General features: G+C 64.1%; 15 protein-coding genes. 11 read left to right on the top strand and 4 right to left on the bottom strand.

Annotated elements, in window-relative coordinates:
• The 10 genes from V7116_RS07685 to V7116_RS07640 form a co-directional block, all read left to right on the top strand.
• A partial coding sequence (locus V7116_RS07685; RefSeq protein WP_324391312.1) for a hypothetical protein occupies nt 1-363 on the top strand: 363 nt, incomplete at its 5' end.
• Between the two features lie 254 nt (nt 364-617).
• Nucleotides 618-1,766 carry a tRNA guanosine(34) transglycosylase Tgt gene (gene tgt / locus V7116_RS07680; protein WP_324391311.1) on the top strand — a complete coding sequence of 383 codons (1,149 nt, stop codon included), beginning with the start codon at nt 618-620 and terminating at the stop codon, nt 1,764-1,766.
• Nucleotides 1,767-1,847: 81 nt separating this feature from the next.
• The gene (locus V7116_RS07675) at nt 1,848-2,648 is read left to right on the top strand and encodes an undecaprenyl-diphosphate phosphatase (RefSeq protein WP_324391310.1); all 801 of its coding nucleotides are present in this window, start codon (nt 1,848-1,850) and stop codon (nt 2,646-2,648) included.
• An 11-nt stretch (nt 2,649-2,659) separates the two neighbouring features.
• A complete protein-coding gene (locus tag V7116_RS07670) occupies nt 2,660-3,490 on the top strand; it encodes a substrate-binding domain-containing protein (protein WP_324391309.1) in 831 nt (276 codons plus the stop codon).
• Between the two features lie 136 nt (nt 3,491-3,626).
• A complete protein-coding gene (locus V7116_RS07665; RefSeq protein ID WP_324391308.1) occupies nt 3,627-4,772 on the top strand; it encodes an SH3 domain-containing protein in 1,146 nt (381 codons plus the stop codon).
• A 133-nt stretch (nt 4,773-4,905) separates the two neighbouring features.
• Complete coding sequence (locus V7116_RS07660) at nt 4,906-5,742, top strand: ABC transporter substrate-binding protein (RefSeq protein ID WP_324391332.1); 837 nt, start codon at nt 4,906-4,908, stop codon at nt 5,740-5,742.
• A 53-nt stretch (nt 5,743-5,795) separates the two neighbouring features.
• The gene (locus V7116_RS07655; RefSeq protein ID WP_324391307.1) at nt 5,796-6,803 is read left to right on the top strand and encodes a DUF5666 domain-containing protein; all 1,008 of its coding nucleotides are present in this window, start codon (nt 5,796-5,798) and stop codon (nt 6,801-6,803) included.
• A 152-nt stretch (nt 6,804-6,955) separates the two neighbouring features.
• On the top strand, nt 6,956-7,930 hold the full coding sequence (locus V7116_RS07650) for a hypothetical protein (protein ID WP_324391306.1): 975 nt from the start codon (nt 6,956-6,958) through the stop codon (nt 7,928-7,930).
• 96 nt (nt 7,931-8,026) lie between these two features.
• Nucleotides 8,027-9,022: a hypothetical protein gene (locus tag V7116_RS07645; protein WP_324391305.1), complete on the top strand. Its 996-nt coding sequence runs from the start codon at nt 8,027-8,029 to the stop codon at nt 9,020-9,022.
• A 205-nt stretch (nt 9,023-9,227) separates the two neighbouring features.
• Complete coding sequence (locus V7116_RS07640; protein WP_324391304.1) at nt 9,228-9,659, top strand: hypothetical protein; 432 nt, start codon at nt 9,228-9,230, stop codon at nt 9,657-9,659.
• Nucleotides 9,660-9,817: 158 nt separating this feature from the next.
• On the opposite strand, the gene V7116_RS07635 is transcribed toward V7116_RS07640, so the two are convergent.
• The 4 genes from V7116_RS07635 to V7116_RS07620 all read right to left on the bottom strand — a co-directional run bounded on the left by V7116_RS07635 (nt 9,818) and on the right by V7116_RS07620 (nt 15,506).
• The gene (locus V7116_RS07635) at nt 9,818-10,639 is read right to left on the bottom strand and encodes an ABC transporter permease (RefSeq protein WP_324391303.1); all 822 of its coding nucleotides are present in this window, start codon (nt 10,637-10,639) and stop codon (nt 9,818-9,820) included.
• A complete protein-coding gene (locus tag V7116_RS07630; RefSeq protein ID WP_324391302.1) occupies nt 10,636-11,421 on the bottom strand; it encodes an ABC transporter ATP-binding protein in 786 nt (261 codons plus the stop codon). The genes V7116_RS07635 and V7116_RS07630 overlap by 4 nt, the downstream gene beginning before the upstream one ends.
• A 72-nt stretch (nt 11,422-11,493) precedes the next feature.
• Complete coding sequence (locus tag V7116_RS07625) at nt 11,494-12,228, bottom strand: SagB/ThcOx family dehydrogenase (protein ID WP_324391301.1); 735 nt, start codon at nt 12,226-12,228, stop codon at nt 11,494-11,496.
• Between the two features lie 62 nt (nt 12,229-12,290).
• Nucleotides 12,291-15,506 (bottom strand): serine hydroxymethyltransferase, encoded by a 3,216-nt coding sequence (locus tag V7116_RS07620; RefSeq protein WP_324391300.1) that lies wholly within the window; start codon nt 15,504-15,506, stop codon nt 12,291-12,293.
• Nucleotides 15,507-15,732: 226 nt separating this feature from the next.
• On the opposite strand from V7116_RS07620, the gene V7116_RS07615 reads away from it, so the two are divergent.
• Nucleotides 15,733-16,692: a hypothetical protein gene (locus V7116_RS07615; RefSeq protein WP_324391299.1), complete on the top strand. Its 960-nt coding sequence runs from the start codon at nt 15,733-15,735 to the stop codon at nt 16,690-16,692.
• Nucleotides 16,693-16,713: the final 21 nt, after the last annotated feature.

The raw sequence follows: 16,713 nt of genomic DNA, 5'->3' as shown, positions 1-16,713 counted from the left end.
GCCCAGGACGTGCCGCCGGATGCGACGCTCGCGCTGGGCTACGATCAGCCAACCGCCGGATACCTGTGGGCGGATCAGGCCGAGCGCGTGCACACGCTGCCGGTGGTGGCCGGCGACGTGGTGATCGTCGAGTGGCAGCAGTCCACCGACGCGCTGCAGCCGCGCATCACGGTGACGTCATCGGACGGCACGATGATCGCGCAGGTCGATCTGCCGGATGCGGTGCGCGGTGCGCGCCTGGAATTCGTCGCGCCGGATGTGCCGGAAGTGCTGGTACACGTCGCGCGGTTCGACGGCGTGACGGACGGCAGCGAGGGCGGGTATACCCTGCTCGCACGCCGGGCGGATGGCGCGCTAAATTGATCGCCATTCTCTCGATTTTGGGCAGGTCAATTCCGCGAAGTTACCTTTATAATATAGGGAGCTTGAGGAATTTCCCCTTCCTAACGCCAGCCGTTCGCCCGGCACGAATGGGCGCCTATAACGGTGGGCACCGGGGTGGTTGGGGTTTTCGCCAAACGGAGTCCTCCTGATATAATGGGGACCCAACGTTAGCGAAAGTCTTTATTTTTGCGGCAGCTCCCGGCTGCCTACCGGCGTGACGCCTCGACATCGTCATGGTCTTCGAGTTTTCACTTACTGCACAGCAAGGCTCCGCACGGGCGGGCGTTTTACAAACGCCGCACGGCCCGCTGCCTACGCCCGTTTTTGCACCCGTCGGCACACAGGCGACCGTCAAGGCCGTCGAGCCGCGCGAGCTGCAAGAACTGGGTGCTACGCTGGTGCTGGCTAACACCTACCATCTCCACCTGCGTCCCGGCGAAGATCTCGTTGCCGAGTTCGGCGGGGTGCACGACTTCATGGCGTGGAACGGCCCGATGCTTACGGATTCGGGCGGGTTCCAGGTCTTCAGTCTGGGGGAGATGCGCGACATCGACGACGACGGGGTAACGTTCCGTAGTTACCTCGATGGCTCCATCCACCGCTTTACGCCCGAAGTGTCTATCCAGATCCAGCACAAGCTGGGTGCGGATGTCATTATGGCCTTCGATGAGTGCCCGGTCCCGAACGATCGCGCGGCGGTCGAGCGGGCGCTGGCACGCACCCACCACTGGCTCGATCGCTGTGCGGAGGAACACGCGCGCAGCGGCGATCTGGCGCGTCAGGCATTGTTCGGCATCGTGCAGGGCGGGATCTTCCCCGATCTGCGCGCGGCTTCGGTCGAGTATGCCGCTGGCCTGGATCTGCCGGGATACGCCATTGGGGGACTGGCCGTGGGCGAAACCAAGGCGGAGATGGTACACACACTCGAACAAACAACCTCTCTGATGCCTGCCAATAAGCCCCGCTACTTAATGGGCGTCGGCAGCCCTGAGGACCTGGTGAACGGCGTGGCGCGCGGTGTGGATATTTTCGACTGCGTGCTGCCCACCCGGGTTGCGCGGAACGGCGCGGCGCTCACGCGCCTGGGCCGGATCAATATGCGCAACCGGCAGTATGCCACCGATCATGACCCGATCGAGCCGGGGTGCACGTGTTATACCTGCCGGACGTTTTCGCGCGGGTATGTGCGCCACCTGGTCCAGTCTTCCGAGATCCTCGGACACCAACTGCTAAGCATCCACAACTTGCATCTTCTGCTCACGCTTATGCGTGAAATGCGCGCAGCAATTATTGATGGCACGTTTGATGACTATGCTACGGCGTTCCTGGCGAGCTACCAGCCTGTGGGAGCCGCCCAAGGAGCAGCACTGCACACTGCATAGTCGCCAGCGCGCACGCGCGCTTGAATTTTAGCAAGTCGATATTTCACCGCTTAGCGTTAGAAGCCGTGGAAGGATCTTTGTTTGGACCTGCTCAGGGCTGTCATCCTTGGTATTGCGCAAGGAGCTACCGACTTTTTGCCTATTTCTAGCTCCGGCCATCTCGTACTCGTACCCTGGTGGTTGGGTTGGAGCGAGTCTTCGCTCGTCTTCGACACGATCCTGCGCCTGGGAACGCTGATGGCGGTGCTTGTGTACTTCTGGCGCGACTGGCCGACGCACTTGCGTGCTGCCTGGACTGCGCTCCGTACCCGCTCTGTACAAGACCCCGATGCTCGTCTCCTGCTCTATTTCATGCTGGGGGCGATCCCCGCTGCGCTGGCGGGCCTGCTGCTCGAAGATCATCTTAATCCGGTGTTTGGTGCGCCGTGGACGGTGACCGTCTTGCTGACGGTTGCGGCGGTCGTGCTGGCCGCAAGCGAACGCGCGCGCCAAACCGGACAGACTTCGAGCGGCATCACAGCGCCGGATGCTCTGGTTGTCGGCGTGGCACAGCCATGTGCCAACTTGCCGGGCCTATCACGGTTGGGCAGCACGATCGCCGCCGGGATGGGGCGCGGCCTGTCGCGCCCGGATCCGGTCCGGCTCAGCCTCTGGCTGGCCGTGCCGATCCTCTGTGGCGCGGGCTTCATACAGGGGCTGGACATCCTGTTGGGCAACCTGATTATCTCGCACGACACGGTAACGCCGGTGATCGCCGCGCTTGTGGCGGCGCTGATCGGGGGGCACCTGTGCATCAGGTTCTTGCTGCACCTTGTGCAGCAGCAGCGGTTGTACGGATTCGCACCTGGCACGCAGAGTCTGCTGGTAGCCCTCTTGACCTGAGAGGGTGGAGGATGAAGCGGGCCAAACGCACCATCGTCATACTCGGTTTGGCACTGGCAAGCTGTAGAGGACCGATCTACACGCCCACGGCCACGCCGCAGGTGATGAGCGTCCGGATCATGGCGACGACCACGACGTATCCGCTGCTGCAGGATTTCGCCGTGGACTTCGAACAGCCGGGTGTTCGCCTTGCGGTATCGAGCCAGCCCGCGACGTGGGAGGCGATCTACAACCAGATGCTGTCCGGTACGACGCCGTATGCACTGACGAGCTACGTGCCCAACGACGCGCCGCTGTGGGTTGCGCCGATTGGGTATGACGCGTTGGTGCTGGTGGTCAATCCCGCGAATACGGTTTCCGGTTTCACCTTCGAGGATCTGCGCAACGTATTCCAGGGCCGGGTGGCGAACTGGTCCGACCTGGGCGGCCCGGATCTGCCGGTGACGGTGGTCAGCCGCGAAGAAGGGGCCGATACCCGGCTCACCTTTGGCGATCAGGTCATGGGCGCGCGACGCACGACACTCGCCGCGCGGCTGGCGCTGTCTGGCAGCGACGTGATGAATATCGTGGCGAGCACGCCGGGCGCGATCGGCTATGTGGGCCTGGAGCAGATCGACAGCCGCGTGCGCGTCGTGCCGGTGGCGGCGGAGCAGGGCGCGCCGTTCGTGATGCCCACGCGTGCGGCCATCGACAGCGGCGATTACCCGCTGCGTATGTCGATCCAGATCGTCGGGCTGGGGCCGCCGCCCGAAAACAGCTTGTACCGGGATTGGTTTGCATGGATGCAGAGCGATGTTGGACAGTCGCTGCTGCGCGCACGTTTTGGCGGGCAGGAGGACTAATCACGCTCGCTGCGAGAGGGTTCGCTAACAAAATGTCAGTTTGTAGGCGTATAATAGTCGTGGGCTCAGTAGTGGGCCAAGCATTTGTTTTGCACAACAATCCCATAGTGACCACTTAAATAGAATGGAGAAACTCATGAGAAAAACCGTGGTTGTGGCGTTGGTACTCCTGGTAACGCTGGCCCTGGGGGGGCTTGGTGTCGCGGCGGCCCAATCGAGCAATCCGGTACAGGGAGTCATCACCAGCGCCACCAGCGTTTACGCCGAGCCAAGCGACGCGGGCGACGCGGTTGGTGAGCTGGCAGCGGGTACGATGGTCGACGTGCTGCGCTCGAATGACAACCAGTCTTGGTACGAAATTGACGCGGCGGACTTTTCGGGCTACGTGCCCGCCGACAGCCTCGCGCTGTTGGAATCGCCGCTGCTGGGCGAACAGGTATGGGCGGCTTCAAGCTCGGCCAACGTGGCGATCTTCTCCGCGCCGAACCTGAATTCCGACCTGCTCAGCACGATGACCTACGGCGACGTGGCGACGGTCATCGGCTCCGATGGTGGCGAGTGGTCCGTCGTAATTGCCCCCGATGGCACGACCGGGTGGGCGCTGACGTCGGCCCTGGAGCCGCTGGGTGATGCGTTCCTCGCCGTGGTGTCGATGGACTCCGCCGAGGCGGCGGGCGTCTATGTCGATTCGAGCATCGTCAGCGATCTGGCGGGCAGCGTCGAGAACGGCGGCACGGTGTACGTCGTGGGCGATCCGGATGGCGAACTGGTCCCGGTGATGGCCCCCGGCGGCGTCGAGGGTTGGATGCTGAGCTCGCAGTTGACGGTCCTGCCGAAGTCGTCGGTGACGGCGGCGGTGGACAGCGCGGTTGCGGGCGTTTATGCCGAGCCGGAACTGACGGCTGACGTGTTGGGCCAGGTCGATAACGGCGCATCGGCGGTGTTCCTGGAGTCGGTGGACGACTTCTGGATGAGCGTTTACGCGCCGGGCGTGGGCTTTGGGTACGTCCGCAAGGACAACTTCGGCACGCCGTCGGTGCTGGGCGTGACGATTTACCCGACCGCGATCGTGCGCCAGGGCCCGAACGACTCGATCTACAAGGTGGTCACGGAACTGCCCACCGGCACGCAGATCGTGGTGAAGGGCCTCAGCGCAAACGGTGAGTGGTATCAGGTCGAGGTTCCGACCGGTTCCGTGCTCTACCCGTACAACGGGTTCGCGGGCTGGATGAACCGCTCCCTGGTCAGCGTGGACGACAGTGGGCTAAGCGTCACCGAATAGTCGCTGAAATCCATCCCAAACTCAGGTACGATAAACCCGGTCTGCCAATGCAGGCCGGGTTTTTTTATTGGAAGGGCGGTGCGCGATGCATCCGGGACGGCGATTTGTAACGTATGGACATGCAGTGGCGGTGATGGTCGTGGTGTTTGGCGCGGTGCTGGCGGCGGCGCGACCCGGCGCGGCGCAGGATGATGGTTTTCCGCGCGCCGTGATCGATGCGGCGGGGCGCGAGGTGATCATCCCCACGCTGCCGGAACGGATCGCCGCCGTGGGCGACTATCCGGCGCTGGCGCTGGTCGTGCCGGAGGGGCAGATCGTGCCGGTCGATCCGGCGGTGGATGCGGCGGATCGAGCTGCCAGGAGCGACCTGCTGATCCTGACCGATCTCGCTGCCGCATCCTATCCCGATCTGGTCGCGGCGGCGGACGACGCGGGCGTGCCGGTGTTTGAAGTGGGCGCGGTGAACGGGTTGGCCGCGTGGCGCGACGCGGTGGAGCGGCTGGGCATGGCGACGGGACAGGATCTGCGCGCGGCGCAGGTGTTGGCCCGGCTCGATCACCGGCTGGACGTGATCCGGCGCGCCGTCATGCCCGACGCGATCACGCGAGTGCTGGCGCTCACGCCGGAGGCGTACACCTTTGGCGAGCAGACGATCTTCAGCGATCTGGCGGCGGCGGCGGGCGGGATCAACGTGGCTGCTGCGGCGGGGTACGACGATTACCGGCAGGTGGATGACGAGGCGATCCGCACCCTGGCGCCGGACGTGATCGTGCTGGCGGGCGCGTGGAGCGCCGAGGCGGCGGCGGACTTTGCGGCGAATCCGGCGTATGCGGACGTGCCCGCCGTGCAGGATGGGCGCGTACTGCGGCTGCCGTTCAGCGCCACGTTCCCGGACGATCCGGCGGCGGCGGCGCTGTGGATGGCGATCGCGCTGCACCCCGGTACGCTGGGGGTGTTGGTTGGGCGATGAGGATTGTTTTAACATTGAAGATGAGGGCACAGACTAGAACTTGGAGGACTGCGATGACGCGAGGAAATGTTTTTCGACTGCTGCTGGTCGCCGTGTTGGCGGCGGCGGCGCTGGCCTGGGCGGGACCGCACGCGCGCGCCCAGAGCGATGATACGAACAAGGTCGAGCTGGTCGGGCTGATCGAGGCCGTGGAGCAGGATACGATCACGGTCAACGGGTTGGTCGTCGATGTGGCCGGAGCGCAGGTCGGCGCGGCGCTGGAGGTGGGCACGGCGGTCTGGATCGAAGGGGTGACGCTGGCGGACGGCACGATCCGCGCGAGCGAAGTGATCCCGGCGGAAAGCGGCGTGCTGCTGCCCGGCGAGCTTGAGCTGGTCGGCCTGCTGGACAGCCTGTCGGCATCGTCGGCGGAGGTCAACGGGCTGGCGTTCGATCTGGCGGTAGCCGAGGTGGAGCGCGGGCTGGCCGTGGGCGATCTGGTGAAGGTGCACGCCGGGCTTTCGATGGATGGCAACTGGATCGCGCGGGAGATCGAGACGTTCGCGCTGGATGACTCGACCACAACCGGCGCGACCGCGACGGCGCAGCCGCGTTTCGATGACGGCGAGTTCGAGATCGTCGGGACGCTGATGAACGCGGGCGAGGGCTTTATCGTCGTGGCGGGCCAGCAGATCGATGTCACGCGGGCGGAGATGCACGGCACGCCGCTGCTGGGCGCGCTGGTCAAGGTGCACCTGAGCCTCGTCAACGGCGAGTGGGTCGCGCGCGAGGTCGAGACGCGGTTCGACGCCCATCGTGGGCGCGACGGCCTGGACGATGACGGCGGAATGGATGACGCCAACGACGATCACTCCGGCTCCGGTAGTTCCGGGTCCGGCAGCACGATGGACGACAACAGCAGCAGCGGGCAGGGCAGCGATGACGCGCCCGGCGACGATCATGGCGGTGATGATAACGGCGGCGGTGATGACAGCGGCGACGACGATCATAGCGGTGGTGATGATCGTGGCGGCGACGACAACGGCGGCCACGGTGGTGACGATAACGGCGGTGATGACTAGCCGCTGAGCGGATGCAGCAGTGCAGCCAGGATGTAAAAAAGGAGGCGAGAAGCCTCCTTTTTTATGCGCGCGTGCCCGAATTTCGTTCATGCTATAATAGTGGCGCTGTTTGAAGATCGTTAATTAGATTACGTGAGTGAGGAGCACAAGCGGTGAACTGGAGCCGGTGGATCAGTGAGGCGGTGCTGGCGATCCTGCTGCTGGGGAGCGCCGTCACGACCGGGGCGCAGGGGGCGCTGAGCGCCGACGACGAGGCGGCGATTGCGGCGGCGCAGGCGGCGTTCGAGGGCTTTGGCACGGCCCAAACTTACGAAGCGGACGTGAAGTTTCGCAACATTTCGGAAATTCGCATGACGCTGGACGGCGTGACGTACGTCATCCAACAGCAGGACACGTTCAAGGGACCATGCGCTTTCCGGCGCGTGCCGGGCAATACCTACGACGATCAATTTTTGAGCCTGGAAAACGAAACCGAGCAGAAAGTTATTGCGTTGGGTGAAACCACCAGCGCCGAGAACGAGCCGGCGATGATCGAGCTGATCGTCGTCGATGACGAGATTTACGTGCGCGGCGAAGCCGATGGCGTGCCGTTGGGCCGCACGGCGGACGACTGGCTGCCGATCACCGGCCTGTCGAGTTCGAGGATCGTGGTGGATTTTCTGCTGCGGCTCAGCGGCGAGTACGGCCAGCACAACTACCTCCGGCTGCTGGGTCTCGTGACCGCCGTCGAGGCGTCGGAGCCAGTGGGCGAGGGCGGCGATCTTCAGGTCGAGTATCGTTTCACGCTCGATCCTGAGCAGGCGTTGGCCGTGTTGGGCGTCAATGCGCTGGCGGGGGCTTACCTGGATAACTGGATGACCGTGGATGTGCCGACGATGGTCGACACGATCTATACCGATCCCAATACGCGCATGTACCTGGAAGTGACGCTCGGCGTGGACGATCACGCGCTGCGCAAAGCGTCGATCCGCACCATCAGCGACATCGTGCTGGATGTCGGGAAGGCTGGCGGCAGCACGGCGCTGGCCGGGACGGAAATGCGGATCGCCCAGGATATCCGCCATACGCTGACCGTGCGGACCCTCAACGAGCGGGTAGAGATCGAAGCGCCGGACCTGTTTGAGTGAGCCTCGCGGCATCCCCCTTATTTTTGGAGGGCAGCGAGATGGGGCGGCGATGTATAATCAGGATGAAGTTCATGTGACACGCGAAGGATGACTTTTATGTGGCGGACAGCCCAACTCTCACTGAAGCATATGATCCGCACAGCGCTGCTGCTGAGTCTGGTGACGGCGATCGCGCTGGGCAGCAGCGGGGCGCTGGCGCAGGATGATGCCGCCGAGCGCATCCGCGCGGCGTACGCGGCGCACGACGACTGGCAAACCTACACCGTCCAGGCGGAGATTACGGCATGGTCCGCGATCGTGGCCGAGGGCGCGTATGACAGCGGCAAATCGTACTGGCGGCAGCAGGAACGCAGCGCGTCGGTGGTCGGCACCTATGACCGGTCCGCGCCGGATAACGTGGCCGTGTCGCTGACCGTGTCGGGCACCGCGGATCTGTCCGTGCAGCAGGACGGCACCGAGACGCCCTCGACGTGGTCCGCGGATATGGACGCGGCGCTGAGCGACGGCGACCTGTACTGGCGCGGCTCGTTTGAATCCGATCCGGCGACCAATTTTGTGCTGCCGGGCGATTGGGAGACGTTCACTGCGTCTGATCTGAGTCAGGTTCCCGCGTTTACGGACCTGGGTCTCAGCCGCTATCTGGACCAGGATCGCATCGATCCGTTTGTGGGCGATTACGAGGCGTGGCTGGACGCGGCGGACTCCATCGAGGGGCCGGACACGATCAAGCTGGGCGGTGGGGCGACGGGCGAGGTCTATACCGTGACGCTGCCGCTTTCCGCCGCGCCGGAACTGGTCGCCAGCCGGGTGAGCGTGCTGACCGAAGGCCCGAACGCGCTGGTCACGCGCGACGCGCTGCTGGCGCAGATCGCGGAAGACGGCACGCTGGTGTGGCGTGTGGTGATCGACCCGGAGACGGGCGCACTCATCGGGCAAGAGCTTAAGGGCGACGTGAACACTGAGGTGAGCGGCGATGCGCTGCTCGATCCGTACGTGTCGCTGTCGGTGGCGTACAGCGAGCAGCAGAGCGTGCTGTTCAGCGCCGTGGACGAACCGGTCGCGCCGCTGGACCTGTCGACGAACGGGTCGTAACGTAGTCGTCGTAAACCCGTGAGATTTCCGTAGGGGCGATGCTTGCATCGCCCTTTTTTGTCGCGTTGTGAGCGTGAGAAAATGTGCGTAAGTTTGGTGTGTAAAGCGGCCAAAATAGGTTATTTTTCGCCGTGAAAACCTTAAAAATTACGTTAAATAGTATATTAAATGATGCAGCAATGGCAGAGGGTACAAGAAAATGTATGTGACATTCGACGAGATCCTGAAAGCTCGCGTACACCGAATTTTGGAGCCATTGGAGCGGTACGAAAACGCCCCGGACGTGACACTTATCCAGAAGCTAAAAAATGAGCTTGTCGTTTCGGAGGGGGAAGAAATTCTGGGCGTCTATCGATCCGGCGCAGGGGGTGCGGAACACATGATCGCTGTAACGATGTCGGGACTACACGTTTATCATGGGAACTGGATACATCTTGAATACAGCGAAATGACTTCGGCAAAGGTCCCCTTGGAAGACACGGATAAAGCGAACGCCTCCACTATCCTTGTAAATCTCAAGTCCGGGGACGTAGTTTCTATCCCGATTGTGGGTGGGCAGGGCAAGCTGCGTGACGTGTGGCCGTTCTTGCGTTTTATTCAGCGTGTGATCGGTGATTACCACGCGCGGCACGTCTAGAGGCTGTTATGTACTTTCTGAGGGAGGAACTTGCATTTTCTCCCTCGCTAACTATCCCATGATCCGTAGGGGCGGAGCTTGCTCCGCCCGCTGGCGGCAAAAACCGGGTAGAGCAAGCTTTTACCTCTACGAGATATGCAGAAGGCAGGAAACAGGCGTCACGTCTCGACGGGGCTGGTCAGCGACTTGAGCTGGTAGGCGGGCGTGAAGAACTCGCGGTAGGTCAGGTACGCCGAGATCAGCCCGGTGAACGTCACCGCGCCGACGAGCATGTACATCACGATGATCTGAAGCTGGACCGCCTCCAGCGGCGACGCCCCGGCCAGGATCATGCCCGTCATCGCACCGGGCAGCTTGATCAGTCCGACCGTCTTGGTGGTGTCGATGTGCGGGATCATGGCGCTGCGCAGCGCGCGCCGGAACTGGATCTGCGCGGCCTGGCGGCTGGTCGCGCCCAGGGCCAGCATCGACTCGATCTGCGGGCGCTGGTCGAGCAGGTCGTCGGACATGCGGTTCATGACCTGCGCGGCGGTGGTCATGGCGTTGCCGATGATCATGCCGCCGATGGGGATGATCGCCTGGGGCGTGAAACTGAACACGCCGCCGATCACCAGCACGGCCAGCGTCAGCGCGGAGCCGAGCGTAATCGACAGGAACGAGACGCGGGTAGCGTGCGGCGTCGCCTTGCCGCGCCTGCCGGACGTTCGCGCGCCGACCACGATCATCACCAGCAGCATGAGCACAGTCCACAGCGGGTTTTCCTGGTTGAAGATCAGCTCCAGGACGTAGCCGATGGCGACCAATTGGACGAACGAGCGGGCCGTCGCGGAGGCGAGATCCTTTTCCACGCCCGCGCGCTGCCAGTACGAGATCAGTGCGGCGACGGCCACCAGCGCCAGCGCAAGGCCGATGCGCGGCAGGTCGTTGAGATTCGCAAACGCATCGCCCAGGCCGTTCAGGGCGTCGTTGAGCAGGTTCATGGCTGCGGCTCCTTCACTGCGACGACATCCGTCCGGGCAGGCTCGTCCTCGTCCTGCATTCTGCCATCGTCCCCTTTGGCGAACGCCAGCACGCGCGGATCGCCGTGCTGCGGATCGAGCATGGCGTCCACGGTGTCGATGCGCACCACGCGGCCCGCGTCCAGCATCAGCACGCGGTCGGCGACGCGGCGCGCCTGCTCGACCATGTGCGACACCCAGATCAGCGTCAGATTCAGCCGTGCGCGCAGGTCGTGCAGAGTCTGCTCGACGGCGTGCGTGGCGATGGGATCGAGCGCGGAGGTCGGCTCATCGAGCAGCAGGACGTCGGGGCGGTTGGCGAGTGCCCGCGCAATGGCGACGCGCTGCGCCTGCCCGCCGGAAAGTTCGGTCGCGCGCTTGTCCAGCAGGGCCGGATCGAGCGCGACCTGTTCCAGCAGCTCGACCAGCCGCTCGCGGGGCAGCGTCTCTTTGCGCAGCGACGGCCCGTAGGCGAGGTTATCCGCGACGGTGCCGGGGAACATCGACGACTGCTGGAACACCATGCCGACCCGGCAGCGCAGCGTGGTCACGGGCAGCGACGTGATGTCGTCGCCGTTCAGAAAAACGGTTTGCGGGGCGGGTTCTTCCAGGCGGTTCAGGCAGCGCAGCAGGCTGCTTTTGCCGCTGCCGCTCGGCCCGATGAGCACGAAAATCTCGCCTTGTTCGACGCTAAGCGAGACGCCGTGCAGGACCGGCGTCCGGTTGCGCGTCAGGTTAAGCGCGCGTACTTCGATGATGGACATAGAAGACTGTCTTTCACTGGCGCGGATTGGGAGACGGTGGCTTGTGACACGATCCGCTGAACACACAACTTCTTAAATTTTACCGACAGACCCCATGTAAGTGACAAACATCTCCGTGCCATCGAAGCCCAGCAGCGCGTTCAGGGCGTCGTCATCGAAGGAGGCGATCGCGCACACGCCGCAGTCGATGCTTTCTGCCGCGAGATACAGGTTCTGGCAGATGTGGCCCGCGTCGAGGAACAGGTAGCGATAGCCGCGCGTGCCGTACACCCACGTGACGCGCTCGTGGACGACGGCCCACACGAACGTCACCGCCGCGTCTGCGATGAGCTGCTTGCCGCAGGTTTCGGTGGCCCGCTGTGCGAGGTCGTCCGGAGCGGGCAGGCGGATCAGCGTGTTTTCCAGGGCGAGGTAGCGGTACAGGCCGGGTTCCAGGCCCTCGACACGGTTAACGATCAGGTGCGTCTCGTAGGGATGGCGCGATCCGGCGGACGGCACGGTGCGTTTGGTGATCGCGGCGGTGCCAGTCGGTTTGACGCCCTGCGTGCAGCGCAGCAGGTACGCCAGCTCGGTCAGGGCGAGCGGATCTGCGGTATAGCGGCGGTGCGTGGTGCGCGCCTCGATCAATTCGCGCAGCACGACCGGCGCGGCGGCGACAGGGGCCGGATCGGGCAGGGGGATCTGCGGCGCGTCGGGGTCAAAGGGCCATTCCAGCGGCGGCTGGGGCAGCCCTTGCGCCTGTCCGGTGGGATCCAGGTGTTTGTGTTGGGAGGCGGTCAGGAAGTCGTGACCGGGGTCGGTGGGCATGGGGATTTTCTCCGTCAAGAGAACGGGGGCAGCTTGCGCCGCCCCCGTAGGATAGACCGCGTTTACTTCTTTTTCTTCGGGAAGTGCGAGAGCACCGTGACCGCGTTGGGCACGAGCGTCTTGTCGCCCAGTTTCAGACCGGCCAGGGGCTTATCGAGCTTGGCCTTTTCCGCGTTCGGATAGACCCACAGCGGCGTGCCCTCGTCGGCGTACGCGAGGCGGATGTACGCCTGACCGAGCGAGTAACCCTCGTCGTCGATGCTGCATGAGGTGACCACGCCGACCACGCGCCCGCGCGCGTCCACCAGCGGATCGCCGGGGTGCGGCTGGCGCACGCCCTTGCTGTCGAGCCGGAAGCGCGTCACAACCGCGTCACGCTGAAGCTCGTGCGCGATGAACGCGTCCTTGCCGACGAACCAGGGCGTCCACAGCTTGACATAGCTGCCAAACCCCGCATCCGCCGGGTTGAGGCCGAACTCGCCCGCGAGTTCGTGGCCGTAGAGCGGCAGGCCCGCTTCGGTGCGCAGGCTGTCGCGCGCGGCGAGGCCGCAGGGCGTCGCGCCGCTTTCGACCAGATCCTTGAACAGGGCCGGGGCCTTATCGGGGTGCACGAAGATCTCGAAGGCGACGCGTTCGCCGGTATACCCCGTGCGCGCCACGACCAGATCGTAACCGCCGAGGGTGGCGCGGGTCACGCCCGCCCACGGCAGCGCCTTGATGCGCGCCTTGTCCGCGTCCGAGCCGTGCAAGCTCAGCAGCACGTCGCGGCTGCGCGGGCCTTGCAGCGCGATATCGACGCGCTGTTCGTTGCCCACCGCCGGATCGCGCAGGTCGCGCAGGGTGAAGCTGTCGCGTCCGGGCAGGGTCACGCCGGGATAGGCGGGATCGGCCTGGAGCGCGCCCGCCTTCAGCCCGGTGATCCAGGCCCAGTCCTTGTCGTTGTTGGAGGCATTGACCACCACCAGGAAATAGTTGGCTTCCAGGCGGTAGATGAAAATGTCGTCGATCGGTACGCCGTCCGTGCCGAGCAGGTAGCTGTAATGCGCCTCGCCGGGGGCCAGGGCGGTCACGTCGTTGGCGGCGATGGCGTTCAGGAACGCTTCCGCACCGGGGCCGCTGAAGTCGAGCACCCCCATGTGCGAGACGTCGAACAGGCCCGCGCCGGTACGCGTGGCGTGGTGCTCGGCGCTCACCGAGGTGTACCAGACCGGCATGTCGTAGCCCGCAAACGGGACCATCTTCGCGCCGAGTTCCTTGTGCAGCGCGTGCAGCGTGGTCGTCTTGAGCGCGCCGTCTTCCGGCTCGTCCCAGGCGAACGGGGGCAGCGGATCGCGCGTGGGGCCGGTGTAGGCCGGACCGTAGCCGCCGATGAAGTATGCCTTGCCGGGCGCGTAGCCCGTGCCGGTGGCGGTCCAGTCGGCGTTGAAGTCGATGCCCGCAAACTGGCTCAGATCGGGCGTGCTGCGCAGCGCAGACACGCTGACCGGGCCGGGGACTTTCGCATAGACATCGGTCGGATCGAACAGCACGAAGCCGTCGGAGAGCGCCTGAAGCCACGACGCGATGCGCTCAAGCCCCTGCTCGACGTGTAGGTGATAGGCGTTGTCGTGGAAGCGGTAGAGCACCCCGCGCGAAAGTGGCGCGCCGTCCGCGGCGAGCACCCAGGTCGGCTGCGCGTCGCCCGTGCCGAGCGCCAGCACGTCGCTGGTCAGCGCGACGTCCAGGAAGCCCTGCGCCTCGTCGCCGTAAATGTCGAGCGTGTGCCAGCCGTCTGGCTCGGTCACTTCGTCGGGCAGGACGCGGAAGTGCTCGGCGGCGGCGTCTTCTTCCTTCGGGTACGCGCTCAGGTCGGGCAGCGGGTAGTCGGTCTCGGCCTCGTTGGCGAGCTTCGCCACGGCCTGCTGCGCGTGGTAGAGCGTCTCGAAATCGATCTTGGCACGGGATTGCAGCTTGCCGCCCGCCGCGAGATAGCTGAACGGCTTGCAGGCTTGCAGCACGTCCGCGATGATGGTCGCCAGCCGGTCGATTTCCGGCTCGCGGAAGCCGCGCTGCGTGATCCACGGCGTGCCCAGGCGGATGCCTGACGCGCGGAACGCGGAGGCGTCGCCGGGGATGGTGTTGCGGTTGCACACGATCCCGACCAGATCCAGGATGCGCGCGGCCATGTCGCCGCTGAGGGTCGTGCCGTCTTCGCCCACCACAGACTTGCAATCGACCAGCAGCATGTGGCTGCCCGTCCCGTGATGCGGAATGTTCAGGCCGCGTTCGGCCAGTTTTTCCGCGAGGCGCTCCGCGTTGCGCACGATCTGGTGTTGCATGGCGCGGAACTGCTCGGTGGCTGCGATCTTAAACGCGACGGCCATGCCCGCGATGCCGTTGACGTGCGGGCCGCCCTGCTCGCCGGGGAATACGCCGCGATCGAGCAGCTTGGCGAGCTTGGGATCGGTCGTCATCAGCACCGCGCCGCGCGGCCCGGCCAGGGTCTTGTGCGTGGTGAAGCTGATCACGTCCGCGTAGCCGACCGGCGACGGGAACGCGCCCGCGATCACGAGGCCGGAGACGTGCGAAATGTCGGCCAGCAGCACCGCGCCGACTTCTTTGGCGATGTCGCGGAATTTCGCCCAGTCCGGCGGCCAGGGGTAGGACGTGAAGCCCGCGACGATGATCTTCGGTTTCGCTTCGAGCGCCTGCGCGCGGATGGTGTCGTAGTTCAGATATTCCGTTTCGGGATCGACGTCGTAGCTGACGACGTTGTAGAACAGGCCGCTGCGGTTGACCGGACTGCCGTGCGTCAGGTGACCACCGTGCAGCAGATTGAGGCCCATGATCGTGTCGCCGGGCTGGAGCAGGGCGGTGTAGACCGCGCTGTTGGCGGGCGCGCCGCTGAGCGGCTGCACGTTGACCCAGAGATCATCGGCGCTGATTGTATCCGTGGCGAACAGCTCCGCCGCGCGCCGCCGGGCGAGGCTTTCGACAATGTCCGCGAACTCCGTGCCTTTGTAGTAGCGCGCGTCGGACTTGCGGCGGAACTCCGCCAGCCGCAGGTCGATGTCGAGAATGCCGCTTTCGTCGAGGCCGCGCCAGTCGGCAGCGGGATAGCCCTCAGCGTAGATGTTACCGAACACTGATCCAACGGCCTGCCGGACGGACGCCGGGGCGGTGGATTCGGACGGGATCATGATCAGTTTTTTCGTCTGGCGGATTGCTTCGAGATCGACTAAAGCGGCAATATCGGGGTCGAGGTCTGCAAGATCGCCGCGAAAGAGGAAGTCTTCCATGAACGCTCCAATCGTCGGGTTTCATGCCCGCTGAACCTGCGGTAAGGGGCACTTTCCAGGCCGAAAATTGTAGCATGAGGCAGGGTTAAAGGCGAACGGATGGTACCTCTCGATGTAGCGCTGCGACAGGGGCGCTGAGGGGGTCGCCATGCCGGAAAGCTCGACAGACGGACCGCTTTCTCTATACAATTTGAAGGAGAGCCATCATAGTCAGTGGAGGTGCCCTATGACCAAAAAACGCAGCGTGAAGAAAACGATCTCGACGCAGCGCACGCATAAGTCCGACACGGACCAGCCCATGCCGGGTGTAGGCGGCATGGAAAAGATGATGGCCGATTTGACCCGGATGCTGAACGAGCAGAACTTCAAGGACGCCGATGAAGCCAACGCGTTTCTGAATTCCTTCATGGCGTCTGGGAGCATGGTGCCAAAATTTGAGCCGAGCTCGCCGCTCGAAGAGGCACAGGACCTCATCTATGATGCGTGGGAAGCGCGGACCCGCGCGCGCCGCGTCAAACTGGCGCGCAAGGCATTGGAAATTTCGGAAGATTGTGCCGATGCGTACTCGCTGTTGGCTGAAGAAGCGGCGAAATCGAACGACGAGGCAAAGGCACTCTATGAAAAGGCCGTCGCGGCTGGCGAACGCGCGGTTGGCCCGGAAGTGTTTGAAAAGAATGTGGGCGATTTCTGGGGCATCCTCGAAACGCGGCCTTATATGCGTGCCCGCGTCGGGCTGGCATTGACCCTACAGCGCATGGGGCAGCGCGAGGAAGCGAAGGCGCATTACGAAGACATGCTGCGCCTGAATCCCGACGATAATCAGGGCATTCGTTACCTGCTGGCGCCGCTGTATCTGGAACTTGAAGAGTATGAGACACTCCAGAAGCTGCTCAAACAGTATCGAGGCGACGGCACCGCAACGTGGCTTTATACGACGGCATTGCTCGTGTTCCGGCAGGAAGGCCCTGGCAGGCATGCGACGACCGTGTTGAGGAAAGCGATACGGCAGAATCCGTTCGTGACGGAATTTCTGCTAGGACGCAGAAATCCGCCGCCCGGCATGCCGGAGTACGTCGGGTTTGGGGATGAGAGCGAAGCGCTCGATTACTTGATTGGGTCCGGGCTTTTATGGCTGCGCGATCCGGCGGCGCTGGATTGGTTGGAGCAGATTGCTGACGGCGCGTGAGTCTGGTTTCATATACGCGCA

Source organism: Aggregatilinea sp., assembly GCF_036822615.1.
In the GTDB taxonomy this organism is placed as follows: Bacteria; Chloroflexota; Anaerolineae; order Aggregatilineales; family Aggregatilineaceae; genus Aggregatilinea.
This window is presented reverse-complemented; position numbering and strand designations above follow the sequence as displayed.